Below are 16462 nucleotides of genomic sequence, written 5' to 3' on the forward strand. Positions count from 1 at the left end.
GCTCAGGGCTTCCATGCCTCGTCCTCCTCGGGGGCGTTCTCCCGGGCCCGGGCGGCGAGGATCTCGGCGCGGATGGCGCGCAGCACCTCGGTGGTGCCCTGCCCGGCGGCGGCCGACAGGCGGTAGACCGTCTCGCCGGAGGCTTCCTCGAGCATGGCGATCGCCGTCTCCACATCCTCCTCCGGCAGCGCGTCGCACTTGTTCAGCGCGGTGATGATCGGCTTCTCGTCCAGCCCGGCGCCGTATTCGGACAGCTCGGCGCGGATGGTGTGGAAATCCTCGATGAAACTCGGCGCGGCGCCGTCCACGAGGTGCAGCAGCACCGCGCAGCGCTCGATATGGCCCAGGAACTGGTCGCCCAGCCCCTTGCCCTCATGCGCGCCCTCGATGAGGCCGGGAATGTCGGCCATCACGAATTCATGGTTGTCCACGCCCACGACGCCGAGGTTCGGGTGCAGGGTGGTGAACGGGTAATCGGCGATCTTGGGCTTCGCGTTCGAGGTCGCGGCGAGGAAGGTCGACTTCCCGGCATTCGGCAGGCCCACCAGCCCGGAATCCGCGATCAGCTTCAGCCGCAGCAGCACCATGCGTTCCACGCCCGGCTGGCCGGGGTTGGCGCGGCGCGGGGCCTGGTTGGTGGAGGTCTTGAACTGCAGGTTGCCCCAGCCGCCGTTGCCGCCGCGCGCGAGGCGCACGCGCTGGCCCACCTCGGTGAGGTCGGCGAGGAGGGTCTCTTCGTCCTCGTCGAAGATCTCGGTGCCCACGGGCACGCGCAGCACGATGTCGTCGCCCGCGCCGCCGGTCATGCCGCGGCCGGCGCCGGAGCGGCCGTTCTTGGCGAAGAAATGCTGCTGGTAGCGATAGTCGATGAGCGTGTTCAGCCCGTCCACCGTCTCCACCCAGACATCGCCGCCGCGACCGCCGTCTCCGCCGTCCGGGCCGCCGTATTCGACGAATTTCTCACGGCGGAAGCTGATGCAGCCGTTGCCGCCGCTGCCCGAGCGGATGGTGACCTTGGCGAGATCCAGGAATTTCATCTGTTGTCCCGGCGGCTCAGCCCCCGGCCTCCGTGAGGGTATATGTCCATGTGGCCACGCGCCCGTCACGCGCCACGGAATAGGCCTCGCTCTCGCCCCGGTAGGCGAAGCCGGCCTTGGTGATGACCCGGGCGGAAACCGGGTTGTCCTGGAAGACGGATGCGACGAAACGGGTCTCGCCCATCGCGCGCAGGTGGTCGACCAGGGCCGGCACCGCCTCCGAGGCATAGCCGGTGTTCCAGAACGGCGGTCCGACCCAGTAGCCGATTTCCACCGCGCCATCCGCCTGCCAGCGCGCCGAGATCACGCCGATCAGCTCCGCCCCCTCCGAGGGCGTGGCATCGAGCACCCGCACCATCTCGCGGGACTTGCCCGAGAGCACGCCGGAAATGAACGCCTCCGCGGCGCCCGGCGGATAGGGATGCGGGATCGAGGTGGTCATCCGCGCCAGCCGCGCGTCGCCGGCATAGAGCCGCATCAGGCCCGCGTCCGATGGCCGGACGGGCCGCAGCGCCATGCGCTCGGTGCGCAGGATGTTCCGGGTCAGTACTTCGTTCATGGGCTTCTCTTCCCCCTGTGGCCCCCGGTCTCGCGCCGGTTCGGGCCGGTTCCGGACGATCCGCTCCGGGAGGCGGGCAGGACCCGTCGAAACGAATGGAGGGGACCGGCGATGCGCCGATCCCCTCCCGGATCTCAGGTATCCTGCGAGGCGTCGACCTTATTCAGCGGCCTCGGCTGCCGGGATCACGGAAATGAAGGTCCGGCCCTTGAAGCCCTTGCGGAACTCCACGGAGCCGACTTCGGTGGCGAAGATCGTGTGATCCTTGCCCATGCCGACACCGGCACCCGGGTACCACTTGGTGCCGCGCTGGCGGACCAGGATGTTGCCAGGGATCACGGCTTCGCCGCCGTACTTCTTCACGCCGAGGCGGCGACCAGCGGAGTCGCGACCGTTGCGGGAGCTGCCGCCTGCTTTTTTATGTGCCATGTCTCGGGTCTCCTCAGTTTGCCGCGCCGGTGGCGATGTCCGTCACGCGGATCATCGTCAGCTGCTGGCGATGGCCCTTCTTCGTCGCGGAGCTGTGCTTCCGGCGACGCTTCTTGAAGCTGATCACTTTCGGGCCGCGGGTCTGCTCGACCACTTCGGCCTTCACGATGGCGCCTTCGATGAAGGGCGCACCGACGGTCACGCCGTCTTCGGCGCCGACCATGAGAATTTCCGTGAATTCGATGGTGTCACCGGCTTCGCCAGCCAGCTTTTCCACCGTGAACACGTCGTCGGCAGCAACCTTGTACTGCTTGCCGCCCGTCTTGATGACCGCGAACATCGCGTTATCCTCGTCTGACCGCGTTCTTCGGCTCCGGCTTTCACCGGCATTCGGGCTGTCGCCGCCTGGAACTGCGCGCCCCTCCCGGGGCGATTCACCATGTAGCCATCCCGGAGACTCCGGGTGGAGTTGGGGTAATTCGTTGATCGGGCGCCGCTTGTCAAGCCTTGCATGGGCTCCTGGCGCGCCTGCGCGGCGCTTCCGGGGCCTCAATCGGCCAGAATGAGCGCGGCCGCCTTCTCCGCGATCATCAGCGTGGGGGAATTGGTGTTCCCCGAGGTGATGCGCGGCATCACGGAGGCATCGGCGATGCGCAGGCCGCCGAGGCCGCGGAAGCGCAGCGCGGGGTCGACCACCGAGCCCTCGTCCGCTCCCATACGGCAGGTGCCGGCGGGATGGAAGATGGTGGTGCCGATCTCGCCGGCCGCGCGCACCAGCTCCTCCTCGGTCTCGAAGGCGGGCCCGGGCTTGAACTCCTCCGGCCGGTAGGGCTTCAGCGCCGGCTGGGCCACGATGCGCCGGGTGAGGCGGATGGCATCCGCGGCCACGTGGCGGTCACTCTCCGTGGCGAGGTAATTGGGCGCGATGGCGGGCTTGGCGCGGAAGTCGGTGGAGCGGATGTGCACGGTGCCGCGGCTGTCGGGGTTGAGGTTGCACACGCTCGCGGTGAAGGCGGGGAACGGGTGCACCCCCTCGCCGAACTTCTCCAAGCTCAGCGGCTGGACATGGTACTGCAGGTTCGGGGTCTCGCGGGTCTCGTCGGAGCGGGTGAAGACGCCGAGCTGGCTCGGCGCCATCGCCATCGGCCCCGCGCGGCGCAGCAGGTATTCCAGCCCGATGGAGGCCTTGCCGGTCATCCGGCTGGCCTTCTCGTTCAGCGTGGGAATGCCATGCACCTTGTAGGCACAGCGCAGCTGCAGGTGGTCCTGCAGGTTCTCGCCCACGGCCTCGCGCTCCAGCACCGGGGTGATGCCGGCCGCGCGCAGCACGTCGGCCCGCCCGATGCCCGAAAGCTCCAGGATCTGTGGCGAGCCGATGGCGCCCGCGCAGAGCACGACCTCGCGCCGGGCGCGCACCTGCTCCACCCGGCCGGCGCGGGTGTATTCCACCCCGGTCACCCGGCCCTCCTCCACGATCAGGCGCATCACCTGCGCCTCGGTGCGCACGTCGAGGTTGGTGCGCCCCTTCGCCGGGCGCAGGAAGGCCTTGGACGTGTTCCAGCGGACGCCGGAACGCTGGTTCACCTGGAAATAGCCCGAGCCCTCGTTGGTGCCGCGGTTGAAATCCTCGGTGCGCGGGATGCCGGCCTGTTCGGCGGCCTCCTGGAAGATGTCGAGGATCTTCCAGCGCACGCGGGCCATCTCCACCCGCCATTCGCCCCCTGCCCCGTGCATCTCGTCCGCACCCAGGAAATGGTCCTCGGACTTGCGGAACAGCGGCAGCACGTCGTCCCAGCCCCAGCCGGTGCAGCCCATCTGGGCCCAGGTGTCATAGTCGCGCGCCTGGCCGCGCATGTAGATCATGCCGTTGATCGAGGAGCAGCCGCCCAGCACCTTTCCGCGCGGGTAGCCCAGGCGGCGGCCGTTCAGGCCCGGTTCCGCCTCGGTCTCGAAGCACCAGTCCGTGCGCGGGTTGCCGATGCAGTAAAGGTAGCCGATGGGAATGTGGATCCATGGATAGGTGTCGCGCGTGCCCGCCTCCAGCAGCGCGACGGAGGTGCCGGGCTGCGCGGAGAGACGGTTGGCCAGGGCGCAGCCGGCAGTGCCGGCGCCCACGATGATGTAGTCGAAACTGTCCATGTCAGGTCCCGTCAGGAAGGGTGGCGGCGGGCCTGTCCCGCAGCCGGGCGGCGCGATGCGGGCGGCGGGCCGTCACCGGCCCGCGCCCCGCTGCGCCTGTCGGCGGCAGGGCACGCGGAGGCCCTGCCGCACGTGTGACTAGTGCCGGTGGGTGAGCCCGAGCGCCCGGCCGATGCGCGAGGCGTAGATCTCCCCCACGATGCCGCGCCGGAACACCAGCACGCAGATCATGAACACCGCACCCGTCACGATGTTCACCGGAACGTCGGAGGTGGCGAGGTAGTTCTGCAGCGCCACCACCAGCCCGCCGCCGATGATCGGGCCGAGCAGCGTGCCGATTCCGCCGAGCAGGGTCATCAGGATCACCTCGCCCGACATCTGCCAGCCCACGTCGGTGAGGGTGGCGAACTGGAACACCAGCGCCTTGAGCGATCCGGCGAGCCCGGCCAGCGCCGCGGACATCACGAACGCGGCGAGCTTGTAGCGCTGCACCGAGTAGCCGAGCGAGATGGCACGCGGCTCGTTCTCGCGGATCGACTTCAGGATGTTGCCGAAGGGCGAATTCACGATGCGCCAGCCGCAGAACACCCCCACCACGAACATCACCAGCACGAAGTAGTACATGTTGAGCGACTGCTCGAGGTCGATGAAGCCCAGCAGGTGGCCGCGCGGCACGCCCTGGATACCGTCCTCGCCGTGGGTGAAGGAGGATTGCACGCAGAAGAAGAAGAACATCTGCGACAGCGCGAGCGTGATCATCGCGAAGTAGATGCCCTGGCGGCGGATGGCGAAGGCCCCCATCACCAGCCCCAGCACCGCGGCGCCGGCCACGCCGAGCAGCACGCCCAGTTCCGGCGGCAGGCCCCAGACCTTCACCGCATGGGCGGTGAAATAGGCCGCGCCCCCGAAGAAGGCCGCATGGCCGAAGGAGAGGAGCCCCGTATAGCCCAGCAGCAGGTTGAACGCCGCGGCGAAGAGCGCGAAGCACAGGATCTTCATCACGAAGACCGGATAGAGCAGGAAGGGCGCCACGCACAGCAGCGCCACCCCCGCGAGGACGACCGCGAGCTGGGCCGGGGCCACGCCGCCCCCGGCGCGCGGCACCCGCGCGGGCTTCGTGTGCGCGCCGCGGGACATTTCGGAGAGATCGGTCATCTCACGCCTCCTTTCCGAACAGGCCCGCGGGCCGGATGAGCAGCACGATGGCCATGATCACGAAGATCACGATGTTCGAGGCCTCGGGGTAGAACACCTTGGTGAGCCCCTCCATCAGCCCCAGCAGGTAGCCGGTGACGATGGCGCCCATGATCGAGCCCATGCCGCCCACCACCACCACGGCGAAGACCACGATGATGAGGTTGGAGCCCATCAGCGGGCTCACCTGGTAGATCGGGGCTGCGAGCACGCCGGCAAAGCCCGCGAGCCCCGCCCCGATGGCATAGGTGAGGGTGAGCAGCAGCGGCACGTTCACGCCGAAGGCCTGCACCAGCCTGGGGTTCTCGGTGGCCGCGCGCAGGTAGGCGCCGAGCTTGGTCTTCTCGATCAGCGCCCAGACCGCGATGCACACGATGAAGGAGATCACCACCACCCAGCCGCGGTAGTTCGGCAGGTACATGAACCCGAGGTTGTTGCCGCCCGACAGCGCCGCCGGCGTGGCATAGGGCTGGCCGGAGGAGCCGTAGAAATACCGGAAGGTGCCCTCGATCAGCAGCGCGAGGCCGAAGGTGAACAGCAGGCCGTAGAGGTGGTCGAGCTCATAGAGGCGGCGCAGCGCAAACCGCTCCACCACCGCGCCCGAGAGCCCCACCACCAGCGGCACCAGGATGAGCGCCGGCCAGTAGCCGATGCCCAGATGCTGAAGCATCAGGTAGCCCACGAAGGCGCCCAGCATGTACTGCGCGCCATGGGCGAAGTTGATCACCCGCAGGAGGCCGAAGATGATGGCGAGCCCGAGCGAGAGGATGGCGTAGAACGAGCCGTTGATGAGCCCGATCAGCAGCTGGCCGAGCAGCGCCTGAACCGGGATGCCGAATATCATGATCATTGCGTCACACCCCCAGCACGTCGTGCAGCATGTCCATCTGCGCGGGCAGCTCCGCCACGGGGAAGCCGTGGGTGATCTGGCCGTGCTCCATCACGTAGAACCGGTCCGCGAGCTTGCTCGCGAAGCGGAAGTTCTGCTCCACCAGCAGGATGGTCATCCCCCGCGCGCGCAGGGTGGAGAGCACCTCGCCGATGCGCTGGATGATCACCGGCGCGAGGCCCTCCGTGGGCTCGTCGAGCAGCATGATCGAGGTGCCGGTGCGCAGGATGCGGGCCATGGCGAGCATCTGCTGCTCGCCGCCCGAGAGCTTGGTGCCCGGCGAGTTGCGCCGCTCCCTGAGGTTGGGGAAGAGCTGGAAGATCTCGTCGACCGGCATCCCCCCCTCCGCCACCACGGGGGGCAGGTAGAGGTTCTCCTCCACCGAGAGCGTGGCGAAGATGCCGCGCTCCTCGGGGACATAGCCGATGCCGCGCCGCGCCGCCTGGTGCAGGGGCAGCTTCGTCATGTCCTCGCCGCGGAAGGTGATGGTGCCGGTGCGCTTGCGCAGGAGGCCGACGATGGCGCGCAGCGTCGTGGTCTTGCCCACGCCGTTGCGCCCCAGCAGGGTGACGGTCTCGCCGGCGCGCACCTCCATGTTCACCCCGTGCAGCACGTGGCTCTCGCCGTACCAGGCGTGCAGGTCGGTGAGGGCGAGCAGGGTCTCGGGGCCGGCGGCGGGCCCGGCCGCGGCGGGGCGGGCGAGTGTGGTGTCAGTCATGCTCGGTTCCCATGTAGGCCACACGTACCTGCGGGTCGCGGCTCACGGTGGCATAGTCGCCGGCGGCGAGGATCTCGCCGCGCTGGAGCACGGTGACCTCGTGGCACAGGTCGGCGACGACGGAGAGATTGTGCTCGACCATCAGCACGGCGCGGCTGCGGGCCACTTCGCGGATCAGGTCGGCGATCACGGTCACATCCTCCTGCCCCATGCCGGCCATCGGCTCGTCGAGCAGCAGCACCTTCGGCTCCAGCGCCAGCGTGGTGGCGATCTCGAGCACGCGCTTGCGCCCGTAGGAGAGGTCCGCGGCCACGGTGGCGAGATCCCCGCCCAGGCCCACGCTCTCCAGCAGCTCCGCCGCCTTCGCGTTCAGCGCGTTGAGCGAGGTGAGCGGCCGCCAGAACTGCGTTGCCAGCCCGCCGGGCCGCTGCAGCGCCACGCGCACGTTGTCGAGCACGCTGAGATGCGGGAAAACCGCGGAAATCTGGAAGGAGCGCACCAGCCCCATGCGCGCCACGCGGGCCGGGTCGGTCTTCGTGATGTCCTCCCCCAGCAGGGTGACGGTGCCGCTGGTGGGCTGGAGGAACTTGGTGAGCAGGTTGAAAACGGTGGTCTTGCCGGCGCCGTTCGGGCCGATCAGCGCGTGGATCTGCGCGTGGCGCACGTCGAGGTCGACGTTGTTGACCGCGGTGAAGCCGCCGAAATCGCGGCGCAGCGACCGGCAGGACAGCACGACCTGCGCGTCGGTCAGGGGAGCGGTGGATGCGGGGGCGACGGACACGTGTTTGCCTCGTCCTTTCTTCCGGGAAGGGGAAGGGTCGCGGCGAGGGCCTCTGCCCCCGCCGCGCGCAGGGTCACTGGACCAGCGGGCAGCCGCTGTCGGCGGGCGCGATGAAGGCCTCGTCGCCGGGGATGGTCGCCAGGACGTTGTAATAGTCCCAGGGGCCCTGGCTGTCGGTCGGCTTCTTCACTTCCATCAGGTACATGTCGTAGATCATGCGGCCGTTGGCGCCGACCTTGCCGTTCTTGGCGAAGATGTCGTTCACCGGCATCTCGTGCAGCTTGGCCGCCACGGCGTCGGTCTCGTCGGTGCCCGCTTCCTTGACCGCCTTGAGATACTGCATCACGGCCGAGTAGGTGCCGGCATGGATCATGTTCGGCATCTTGCCGGTGCGGTCATAGAAGCGCTTGGACCATTCGCGGCTCTCGTCCGTGCGGTCCCAGTAGAAGCCCTCGGTGAGGGTCAGCCCCTGGGCGGCCTCCAGGCCGAGCCCGTGCACTTCGGCGAGGGTGAAGAGCAGCGCCGCCAGGCGCTGGCCGCCCTGCACGATGCCGAATTCGGAGGCCTGCTTGATGGCATTCGCCGTGTCGAGCCCGGCATTCGCGAGGCCGATCACCTTCGCGCCGGAGGCCTGGGCCTGCAGCAGGAAGGAGGAATAGTCGTTCGTGGCCAGCGGGTGGCGGACGGAGCCGAGGATCTGCCCGCCCTTCTCCTTCACGAAGGTCGAGGTCTGGTCTTCCAGCGAATAGCCGAAGGCGTAATCGGCGGTGAGGAAGAACCAGGTGTCGCCGCCCTGCTCCACCAGCGCGCCGCCGGTGCCCACGGCCAGCGCATGGGTGTCGTAGACCCAGTGGAAGCCGAGGGGCGTGCACTGCTCGCCGGTGAGCGTGGTGGTGGCCGCACCGGTGGTGATGGTGATCTTGTTCTTCTCGGCCGAGAGGCCCTGCACCGCCAGCGCCACCGAGGAGGTGGTGAGCTCCATGATAGCGTCGACCTGGTCGACGTCATACCACTGCCGGGCGATGTTGGAGGCGACGTCCGCCTTGTTCTGGTGATCGGCGGTCACCAGCTCGACCGGCTTGTCGAGCACCATGCCGCCGAAATCCTCGACGGCCATCTTCGCGGCCTCGTAGGACGACAGCCCGCCGAAATCGGCATAGACACCGGACTGGTCGTTCAGGATGCCGATCTTGACGACATCGTCCGATACCTGCGCCTGTGCCGCCCCCGCAAGAGCGGTGCTGACGGCCAGTACGGCATATGCGCCTACACGTCGGATGGTCATGCTTTTTTCCTCCCAGAATGCATGGATATGTCTTGCCTGCCCCGGCGCGATCATTTCGCGGCGCCGTGGGCGGGTCATGCTTGTTCTTGGGCCTCTCCCTGCGGGGATCCGCAACCGGGGCCGTATCTCGTTGAAATTCAACCTAGCACTCGCAGCTTCGTCCGAAAAACATATAATGGCGAACAGAACATGTTCATTTCTGAACAGAGGATCGCGCGATGGCCCGTCTGCCCTGGGAAGACCTGCAATTCTTCATCGCGGTGGCGCGCTCCGGGCAGCTGTCCTCCGCGGCGCGGCGGCTGCGCTCCAGCCATGCCACGGTGTCGCGCCACATCGATCGGCTGGAGCAGCGGCTGGGGGCGCGGCTGTTCGAACGCAACCCGCGCGGCTACGTGCTCACCGCCCAGGGCGAGCGGCTGGCCGAGCGCGTGAGCCGCATGGAGCGCGAGGCGGAGGAGATGCAGTCCGACCTCATGCCCGGCGGCTCGTCGCTCACCGGCGTGGTGCGGCTCAGCACGCTGGAAGGGTTCGGGAACTTCTTCCTCGCCGCCCGCCTGCCCGTCTTCGGCAACCGCTATCCGAATCTTTCGGTAGAGGTGGTGACCATCCAGCAGATCCTGTCGCTCTCGCGCCGCGAGGCGGACGTGGCCGTGGCCCTCTCCCCGCAGAAGGCGCCGCATTACGTCTCCGAGCCGATGGGGGATTACCGGCTGTTCGTCTACGGCGCGCGCGACTATCTGGACCGCCACCCCGGCGTGGAGGATCCGGCGGACCTGCGCGCCCACCATTTCTGCGGCTATATCGAGGACATGGTGTTCACCCCGGGGCTGAACTACCTCAACGAGATCCTGCCCGGCCTGCGCGCGCGTTACCAGAATTCCTCCATCCAGGCGCAGCTCAGCTACACGCTCTCGGGGATGGGGCTGTGCGTGCTGCCCCATTACATCGCGGCACCGCACCCGGAGCTGGTGCCGGTGCTGCCGGGGCGGCTGTTCCTCACCCGCTCCTACTGGCTGATCCGCCATTCCGAGACCGTGCTGAACACCCGCGTGGGCAGCCTCACCGAGTTCCTGCTGGAGGAGACCGCCCGGGCGCGCGGCTGGTTCATGGCCGACCACCTGTAGTCGCCGGAGGCCCCCCGCGGCGGCCCGACACATCCCCCATCGCCCCGCTCACACCCTGTGGCCCGGGGGACGCCACACGGCGCTTCCCCCCCTGCGCCGGCCCCGGCGCAACCTTCGCCACGGCCGCATCCCCCGCGACGGCCCCGTCTTGCGCCACGCTCGCATCCCCCGTCGCACCCGAATCCCCTGCCGCGCCCGCATCCTCCGCTGCGCCCGCATTGGTCCGATGCGCCCGCATCGCTCGCAGTTCATCTGCAGCACGGCACAAGTCTCAGCGCCCCCACGACGGCCCGGGCGGGAGAGCGCGCCGACCGCGGGCAGCGGAACACGAAAGGGCCGGCCCCCTTCCGGCGGCCGGCCCTCTCCCGATCGTCCCGCCCCTGCGGCGGGGGCGCCGCCGCGGTTCAGCCCGCGCCGGATTCGGAGTATTCGAGCGGCTTGGGCGCCGGCGTCATGCTCAGCACGATCGCGCCGAGGATGCCCGAGGTCAGCGAGCCCGCGATCACCCCCAGCCGCACGAAGTTCTCCAGCGCCGGGTCTCCGTAAGCCAGGCTGCCGATGAACAGCGACATGGTGAAGCCGATGCCCGCCAGCATCGAGGCGGCGTAGAGCTTCGTCCAGGTGATGGACTGCGGCTTCACCGCCAGCCCCAGCTTGGTGACGAGGAAGGCCGTGCCGAACACGCCCACCTGCTTGCCGATGAACAGGCCGAGCGCGATGCCCAGCGGCACCGGCTGCAACAGGTCGGAGATCTTCAGCTCGCCGAGCGCCACGCCGGCATTTGCGAAGGCGAACATCGGCATGATGAAGAACGAACTCCACGGGTGCAACGCATGCTCGTAATCCTCGGCCATGGAGCGGCCCCTGCGGTCCGCCTCCAGCGGAATGGTGAAGCCGAGCGCCACACCCGCCAGCGTGGCATGCACGCCGGACTTCAGCACCGCCACCCAGAGCACGATGCCCAGCAGAATATAGGGCGCGCCCTTCTTCACCCCCAGGAGGTTCATCGCCGTGAGCGCGGCCAGCACCACGAAGGCGATCACCAGCGCGGCCAGGGAGAGCTTCGCCGTGTAGAACAGCGCGATGATCACGATGGCGCCGAGATCGTCCACCACGGCCAGCGCAAGAAGGAAGGTCTTCAGCGCCGGCGGCACCCGGTTTCCGAACAGCGACAGCACGCCGAGCGCGAAGGCGATGTCGGTTGCGGCGGGAATCGCCCAGCCCGAGATCTGCGCCGAGTTGATCCCCACGATCCCCGCGAACACCAGCGCCGGCGCCACCATGCCGCCGACTGCCGAATAAACCGGCAGGGCCGCGCGCCCCCAGGTGCTCAGCGCGCCGCGCTTGACCTCACGCTTGATCTCCAGCGCGACGACGAGGAAGAAGACGGCCATCAGACCATCGTTGATCCAAAGCAGGAGCGGCTTCGAAATCTCCGCGGAGCCCACGCCAACGGTGGTCTGTGCCCCAAGGAGAAGATCATAATATGGCGCAGTCAGTCCTATATTCTTCGCGAGAACACCCAGTACAGCCGCCGCGGCCAGAACCAGTCCCCCTGCCAGTTCGGCCGGAACCCCGAAAACCCTGGATGCCATTTCTACTCCTTCTCTCGAAAATGTCAGACATGGCTCCGATCTAAGCGAGGGAAATTGTAAACCAAGCGCGACCAGATGTCGCCTGACCCGTTGCAGCCGGCCGCAGCGCGGCTTAACTAGAGCACAGACAGGGTTTTCTCGCGCAGGCGCGACAAAGGAGCACTATGGCCAGGAAGCGGGCGCGGGCAGCACAGGGCACACGCAGGCCGGGATTTTTCGCCCGGCTGCGGGGCAACTTCCTCACCGGACTGGTCATCGTGGCGCCGGTGGTGCTCACCGCCTACCTGATCTGGACCGTGGTGACCTTCATCGACGATCAGGTCGTGCCCTGGGTGCCGTCACGTTACAACCCCTCCACCTATCTCGAGGTGGACATCCCCGGCTTCGGCGTGGTGATCTTCGTGCTGTTCACCGCGGTGGTGGGCACCTTCACCAAGAACCTGTTCGGCCGGCAGCTCGTGCGGCTGGGCGAGAGCGTGGTGGACAGGATGCCCATCGTGCGCTCGGTCTACAACGCGGTGAAGCAGATCGTGGAGACGATCTTCAGCCAGTCCGAGCAGAGCTTCAAGCAGGCCTGCCTGGTTGAGTACCCGCGCCAGGGCATGTGGTCCGTCGCCTTCATCTCCACGGAGACGCGCGGCGAGATCCCCGCCCGCGCCGGGGTGCCGGACATGCTGAGCATCTTCCTGCCCACCACGCCCAACCCCACCTCGGGCTTCCTGCTGTTCGTGCCGCGCTCCGAGGTGGTGCTGCTGGACATGGACATCGAGGCCGCCGCGAAGCTGATCATCTCCGCCGGCCTGGTGATGCCGCCGAGCGCCGCGGAGATCCAGGCCGGGCGCCGCACGCCCGCCTCCGCCCGGGCGGCCTCCGGCTCCACCCTCTCCGCCGGCTGACGGGCGGGCCCTTTTCCCCGTGCCGCCGTCCGCACACATGCGCTGCTGCCGGGTCCCCGGCCGCGCGACCTCCGCCTCCCCTGCGGTCGCGGGTGCGCTTCGCTCCCGGAGCGGCACCAGGGCTGCCCGCGCCCCGTGCGCTCCGTCAGGCGGGGCGCGCGGGGTGAGGCCCTGCCGGGCCGATCCGGCCGCCCGCCTGCGTTTCTCCCGGCACGCCCTGCCGGCCCTGTCCACGTCCTGCCGCCGGAGACGGTCCATGCCCTTGTTCCACCCGTTCCCTCGCCCCGCGCCAGGCCGGCCATGACCAGCGCGCTGCTGCTGGCCGCGGGGCTGAGCGGGTTCCTCACCGGGGGGTCGCTCATCCTCGCCATCGGGGCGCAGAATGCCTTCGTGCTGCGTCAGGGGCTGCTGCGCGCGCACGTGTTCCAGGTGTGCCTGGCCTGCGCGGTGTCGGACGCGGTGTTGATCGCCGCCGGCGTGGCGGGGTTCGGGGCCGTGGTCGAGGCGCTGCCGCTGCTGCCCGCGGTGATGCGCTGGGCGGGGGCCGCGTTCCTCGCGGTCTACGGCGCATTGCGTTTCCGCGCCGCCCTGCACCCGCAGGTGCTGGAGGCGGGGGGCGGACCGCCGGCGCCGCTGGGGCCCACGCTGATCACCTGCCTCACGCTCACCTGGGCCAACCCGCATGTCTATCTCGACACGTTCGGGCTGATCGGCGCCGTCTCCACCGCCTACACGGGCCTCGCCGCGAAGACGGCCTTCGGCCTGGGGGCGACCGCGGCCTCCTTCGCCTTCTTCTTCGGGCTGGGCTATGGCGCGCGGCTGCTGGCGCCGCTGATGCGCCGGCCGGCGAGCTGGCGCGTGCTCGACATCCTCATCGGCGCGGTGATGTGGGCGATTGCCGCCCAGCTCCTGCTCGGCCACTGAACCTCAGGCCGGAGCCCGCGTATCCGGGGTGCGTGCGCCGCCCGGCAGGGGGAGACCTGCCGCGCCCGGGGGGAACCGCCCCTGCACGGGCGGCCCGGGGTGCGCCTGGCCCGGCGCGACGCCACGGTAGGGCGATCGGGGTGAAAGCCTGGCCGGGCGCGCCGCCGCGGTACGGCCGCCGGGATGAGAGCCTGGCCGGGCGCACGGCCGGGGACACGCGCGCGCGCCGGGGGCCTCACTCCTCCCGCCACCAGACCTCGGGCAGGAAACCCGGCCAGTCCCCGTAGAGCGGCGTGGTCTGCGGATAATGCAGCGTAGCCTCATGCGCGATCCAGGATTCCGGCGTGTACCAGAACGGGATGACATAGCGCCCCTTGGTCAGCACCCGGTCCAGCGCCCGCACCGCGGAGGTGAAGTCCTCCATGCTGCGCGCCGCCAGCATGTCCGGGATCAGCGCGTCGACGGCCTTCGAGGCCACGCCCATGTAGTTGCGCGTGCCCTCCATGTCGCGCCCGGCGCTGCCCCAGTAGAACTCCTGTTCGTTGCCGGGGCTGAGCGACAGGGCCCAGGTGTTCACCATCATGTCGTAGTCATAGGTGGTGCGGCGGGCGTTGTACTGCGAATCGTCCACCAGCCGAGCGCGCGCGTCGATGCCCAGGGACTTCAGCGCGTCGACATAGATGCTCGCCACCGCCTCGTCATCCGCCGCGCGCAGCATGATCTCGAAGCTCAGCGGGGTGCCATCCGCGGTCTCCATCACGCCGCCGGAGCCGATGTGCCAGCCGGCCTCCTCCAGCAGCTTGCGCGCCTTGCGCAGCGCGCCGCGGTTCCGCCCGCCGGCGTCGCCGTTCTCCGGCTCCTCAGGTGCGAAGATGTCGGCGGGAAGCTCCTCGGCGAAGGACCCCAGCAACGCCCGCTCCCCCGGGCCGGCAGGGCCGTCAATGCCCAGCGGGGAGTTGGCGAAATAGCTCGGGATGCGCCGGAAGGCACCGTCCAGCAGGCGCGCGTTGATCCAGTCGAAGTTGAAGGCGAGGGTGAGCGCCTCGCGCACGCGGATGTCGGAGAACACCGCCCGGCGGGTGTTGAACACGAAGCCATGCATGCCCGTGGGCCGGCCGTTCGGGATGGTCGAGAGCACCACGCGCCCGTCGCGCACCGCGGGGAAATCATACGCGTTCTGCCAGCGGCTGGCGTCCCCCTCACGCTGGACGGAGGTGAGACCGCCGCGGAATGCCTCGAACAGGGCGTTGGAATCGCGGAAGAAATCATAGCGGATCTCGTCGAGATTGTTGCGGCCGCGGTTGAAGCCCAGGCCATCGCCCCAATAGTCGCGGTTGCGGCGGAAGGTGATGGAGCGGCCGGGCTTCGCGTCCGCGATCACGTAGGGCCCGCTGCCCACGGGACTGCGCATGGAGCTCTCGGCGAAATCGTGCCCCTCCCAGTCCGCCTTCTCCAGGATCGGGCGCAGGCCGAGGATCAGGGGCAGCTCCCGGTCCTCTTCCGAGAAGGTGAAGCGGATGGAGCGCGGCCCGGTCTGCTCCATCTTCGCCACCTTCGCCCAGGAGGAGGCGAAGCCGGGCAGGCCCTTCTCCGCCAGCACCTGCATGGAGAACATCACGTCCGCCACCGTGACCGGGTTTCCGTCGGAGAACCGGGCCTCCGGGCGCAGGGTGAATTCCACCCAGGACCGGGCGTCGTCGGTCTCGATCGTGGCGGCCAGCAGGCCGTAGAGGGTGAAGGGCTCGTCGATGCTGCGGCCCATGAGCGATTCGAACACATGGCTGCGCAGGCCCCAGGGGGCGTTGCCCTTCAGGATGAAGGGATTGAGGCTGTCGAAGCCGCCAAGCTCTCCCATCACGATCCGGCCGCCCTGCGGCGCGTCGGGATTCGCATAGGGAAGATGGTCGAAACCCTCCGGCAGCGCCGGCTCTCCGTACATGGATATAGCGTGCCGGGGCGCGCCAACCGCTACAGATGCGTCCAGCAGCAGGAGCGCGGCCAGAAGAGGTCGGACAATCATCAAGGGTCTGCTCCAGTCGTTTTCGGGAGTTTCGTTGCAAGTTTAGGGACTTGGCAACCGCCGTTAATTTTCACTTGGCGCGCGGAGCGGCATTGCGTATGATCTCCTCACTGCTCGATAGGTTTCTTGCCTGTATGAAACCTGCCTCAACACTCAACGCCCTCCTCGTGAGGGCGTTTTTTTTGGCCCCGCGCAGCGCGCACCGGGCCTATTGCGGATCGAGTGTGGTGACCCAGAGCACCTCGGCATCCTGGGCGGAGACCGACACCAGGTTGTGACCCATGGAGGCGTCGTAATAGGCGCTGTCGCCCGGGCCCATCTCCACCGCCTCGTAATACTCGCAGTAGAAGCGGATGCGCCCGGAGACCACGAACAGGAACTCCTCGCCGTCATGGCGCACCCAGCCGTCGAACTCCTCGAAGGAGCGGGCGCGGATGGTGGCGAGATAGGGCAGCATCTTCTTCGCCGCGATCTCGGGGGCGAGCATGCGGTGCTCGTAGGTGGGCGTGGGATGCGGCTTGCCCTGCCCCGCCGGCGTGAGCGCGCGGCGCGCCAGCACCCTGTCCGAGCGCGAGGGCGTGAACAGCTGCGGCACCGAGATGCCGAGGCCCCGCGCCAGCTTCTGCACCGCGTCGAAGGTGGGCGACATCTGCTCGTTCTCGATCTTGGAGAGCGTGGAGCGGGCGAGGCCGGCCTGTTTCGCCGCCTGTTCCAGCGTCCAGTTGCGCTCGCGGCGCAGTTCGCGCACGCGTTCGCCAAGGCGCAGTTCCGCCACCGCGGCCTGCGGCTGGCCTGCGCGCGCCAGTTGCAAGAGACTGTTTTCCCGGGGATCGGCCATGCGCTCCTCCTCAATTCTCCTCCCTCTATGCGAT

General features: G+C 68.6%; 15 protein-coding genes and 1 pseudogene. 3 read left to right on the top strand and 13 right to left on the bottom strand.

Annotation, left to right across the window (positions count from 1 at the left end; genetic code table 11):
- Positions 1 to 2: 2 nt before the first annotated feature.
- The 10 genes and pseudogenes from obgE to FDP22_RS14755 form a co-directional block, all read right to left on the bottom strand.
- Positions 3 to 1037 carry a GTPase ObgE gene (obgE, locus tag FDP22_RS14710; protein ID WP_138578217.1) on the bottom strand — a complete coding sequence of 345 codons (1035 nt, stop codon included), beginning with the start codon at positions 1035 to 1037 and terminating at the stop codon, positions 3 to 5.
- Positions 1038 to 1053: 16 nt separating this feature from the next.
- Complete coding sequence (locus tag FDP22_RS14715; RefSeq protein ID WP_138578219.1) at positions 1054 to 1596, bottom strand: GNAT family N-acetyltransferase; 543 nt, start codon at positions 1594 to 1596, stop codon at positions 1054 to 1056.
- A 159-nt stretch (positions 1597 to 1755) separates the two neighbouring features.
- On the bottom strand, positions 1756 to 2025 hold the full coding sequence (gene rpmA, locus FDP22_RS14720; RefSeq protein ID WP_138578221.1) for a 50S ribosomal protein L27: 270 nt from the start codon (positions 2023 to 2025) through the stop codon (positions 1756 to 1758).
- A 16-nt stretch (positions 2026 to 2041) separates the two neighbouring features.
- Positions 2042 to 2365 (bottom strand): annotated as a pseudogene (gene rplU / locus FDP22_RS14725) (50S ribosomal protein L21); the annotation flags it as partial.
- A 209-nt stretch (positions 2366 to 2574) separates the two neighbouring features.
- A complete protein-coding gene (locus tag FDP22_RS14730; protein WP_138578225.1) occupies positions 2575 to 4164 on the bottom strand; it encodes a GMC family oxidoreductase in 1590 nt (529 codons plus the stop codon).
- Positions 4165 to 4302: 138 nt separating this feature from the next.
- Positions 4303 to 5319, bottom strand: coding sequence for a branched-chain amino acid ABC transporter permease (locus FDP22_RS14735; protein ID WP_239031789.1), 1017 nt, complete (start codon positions 5317 to 5319; stop codon positions 4303 to 4305).
- Position 5320: 1 nt separating this feature from the next.
- Positions 5321 to 6208: a branched-chain amino acid ABC transporter permease gene (locus FDP22_RS14740; protein ID WP_138578227.1), complete on the bottom strand. Its 888-nt coding sequence runs from the start codon at positions 6206 to 6208 to the stop codon at positions 5321 to 5323.
- 4 nt (positions 6209 to 6212) lie between these two features.
- Positions 6213 to 6965: an ABC transporter ATP-binding protein gene (locus FDP22_RS14745; protein ID WP_138578229.1), complete on the bottom strand. Its 753-nt coding sequence runs from the start codon at positions 6963 to 6965 to the stop codon at positions 6213 to 6215.
- Positions 6958 to 7746 carry an ABC transporter ATP-binding protein gene (locus FDP22_RS14750; protein ID WP_205910783.1) on the bottom strand — a complete coding sequence of 263 codons (789 nt, stop codon included), beginning with the start codon at positions 7744 to 7746 and terminating at the stop codon, positions 6958 to 6960. The genes FDP22_RS14745 and FDP22_RS14750 overlap by 8 nt, the downstream gene beginning before the upstream one ends.
- Positions 7747 to 7819: 73 nt before the next feature.
- Positions 7820 to 9031, bottom strand: coding sequence for an ABC transporter substrate-binding protein (locus FDP22_RS14755; protein ID WP_138578231.1), 1212 nt, complete (start codon positions 9029 to 9031; stop codon positions 7820 to 7822).
- Between the two features lie 218 nt (positions 9032 to 9249).
- Between FDP22_RS14755 and FDP22_RS14760 the strand changes: the two genes are divergently transcribed.
- Entirely contained in the window at positions 9250 to 10155 is a 906-nt protein-coding gene (locus tag FDP22_RS14760; protein ID WP_138578233.1) for a LysR family transcriptional regulator, read from the top strand.
- Positions 10156 to 10559: 404 nt separating this feature from the next.
- Here the strand turns inward: FDP22_RS14760 and nhaA are convergent, their stop codons facing one another.
- Positions 10560 to 11750: a Na+/H+ antiporter NhaA gene (gene nhaA / locus FDP22_RS14765; protein WP_138578235.1), complete on the bottom strand. Its 1191-nt coding sequence runs from the start codon at positions 11748 to 11750 to the stop codon at positions 10560 to 10562.
- Positions 11751 to 11914: 164 nt separating this feature from the next.
- Here nhaA and FDP22_RS14770 point away from each other — a divergent pair, with 164 nt between their 5' ends.
- Complete coding sequence (locus FDP22_RS14770; protein WP_138578237.1) at positions 11915 to 12646, top strand: DUF502 domain-containing protein; 732 nt, start codon at positions 11915 to 11917, stop codon at positions 12644 to 12646.
- Positions 12647 to 12946: 300 nt separating this feature from the next.
- Entirely contained in the window at positions 12947 to 13570 is a 624-nt protein-coding gene (locus FDP22_RS14775; RefSeq protein WP_239031790.1) for a LysE/ArgO family amino acid transporter, read from the top strand.
- A gap of 235 nt (positions 13571 to 13805) precedes the next feature.
- Here FDP22_RS14775 and FDP22_RS14780 read toward each other — a convergent pair whose 3' ends face one another.
- Both FDP22_RS14780 and FDP22_RS14785 read right to left on the bottom strand, forming a co-directional pair.
- On the bottom strand, positions 13806 to 15509 hold the full coding sequence (locus FDP22_RS14780; protein WP_138578308.1) for an extracellular solute-binding protein: 1704 nt from the start codon (positions 15507 to 15509) through the stop codon (positions 13806 to 13808).
- A 289-nt stretch (positions 15510 to 15798) separates the two neighbouring features.
- On the bottom strand, positions 15799 to 16428 hold the full coding sequence (locus tag FDP22_RS14785) for a helix-turn-helix domain-containing protein (protein ID WP_138578239.1): 630 nt from the start codon (positions 16426 to 16428) through the stop codon (positions 15799 to 15801).
- Between the last annotated feature and the right edge of the window lie 34 nt (positions 16429 to 16462).

This window comes from Paroceanicella profunda, assembly GCF_005887635.2.
GTDB classification, from domain to species: domain Bacteria; phylum Pseudomonadota; class Alphaproteobacteria; order Rhodobacterales; family Rhodobacteraceae; genus Paroceanicella; species Paroceanicella profunda.

Coding starts and splice junctions, on each gene's coding strand:
- obgE (WP_138578217.1), bottom strand. CDS start 1,037: ATGAAATTCCTGGATCTCGCCAAGGTCACCATCCGCTCGGGCAGCGGC.
- FDP22_RS14715 (WP_138578219.1), bottom strand. CDS start 1,596: ATGAACGAAGTACTGACCCGGAACATCCTGCGCACCGAGCGCATGGCG.
- rpmA (WP_138578221.1), bottom strand. CDS start 2,025: ATGGCACATAAAAAAGCAGGCGGCAGCTCCCGCAACGGTCGCGACTCC.
- FDP22_RS14730 (WP_138578225.1), bottom strand. CDS start 4,164: ATGGACAGTTTCGACTACATCATCGTGGGCGCCGGCACTGCCGGCTGC.
- FDP22_RS14735 (WP_239031789.1), bottom strand. CDS start 5,319: ATGACCGATCTCTCCGAAATGTCCCGCGGCGCGCACACGAAGCCCGCG.
- FDP22_RS14740 (WP_138578227.1), bottom strand. CDS start 6,208: ATGATCATGATATTCGGCATCCCGGTTCAGGCGCTGCTCGGCCAGCTG.
- FDP22_RS14745 (WP_138578229.1), bottom strand. CDS start 6,965: ATGACTGACACCACACTCGCCCGCCCCGCCGCGGCCGGGCCCGCCGCC.
- FDP22_RS14755 (WP_138578231.1), bottom strand. CDS start 9,031: ATGACCATCCGACGTGTAGGCGCATATGCCGTACTGGCCGTCAGCACC.
- FDP22_RS14760 (WP_138578233.1), top strand. CDS start 9,250: ATGGCCCGTCTGCCCTGGGAAGACCTGCAATTCTTCATCGCGGTGGCG.
- nhaA (WP_138578235.1), bottom strand. CDS start 11,750: ATGGCATCCAGGGTTTTCGGGGTTCCGGCCGAACTGGCAGGGGGACTG.
- FDP22_RS14770 (WP_138578237.1), top strand. CDS start 11,915: ATGGCCAGGAAGCGGGCGCGGGCAGCACAGGGCACACGCAGGCCGGGA.
- FDP22_RS14775 (WP_239031790.1), top strand. CDS start 12,947: ATGACCAGCGCGCTGCTGCTGGCCGCGGGGCTGAGCGGGTTCCTCACC.
- FDP22_RS14780 (WP_138578308.1), bottom strand. CDS start 15,509: ATGTACGGAGAGCCGGCGCTGCCGGAGGGTTTCGACCATCTTCCCTAT.
- FDP22_RS14785 (WP_138578239.1), bottom strand. CDS start 16,428: ATGGCCGATCCCCGGGAAAACAGTCTCTTGCAACTGGCGCGCGCAGGC.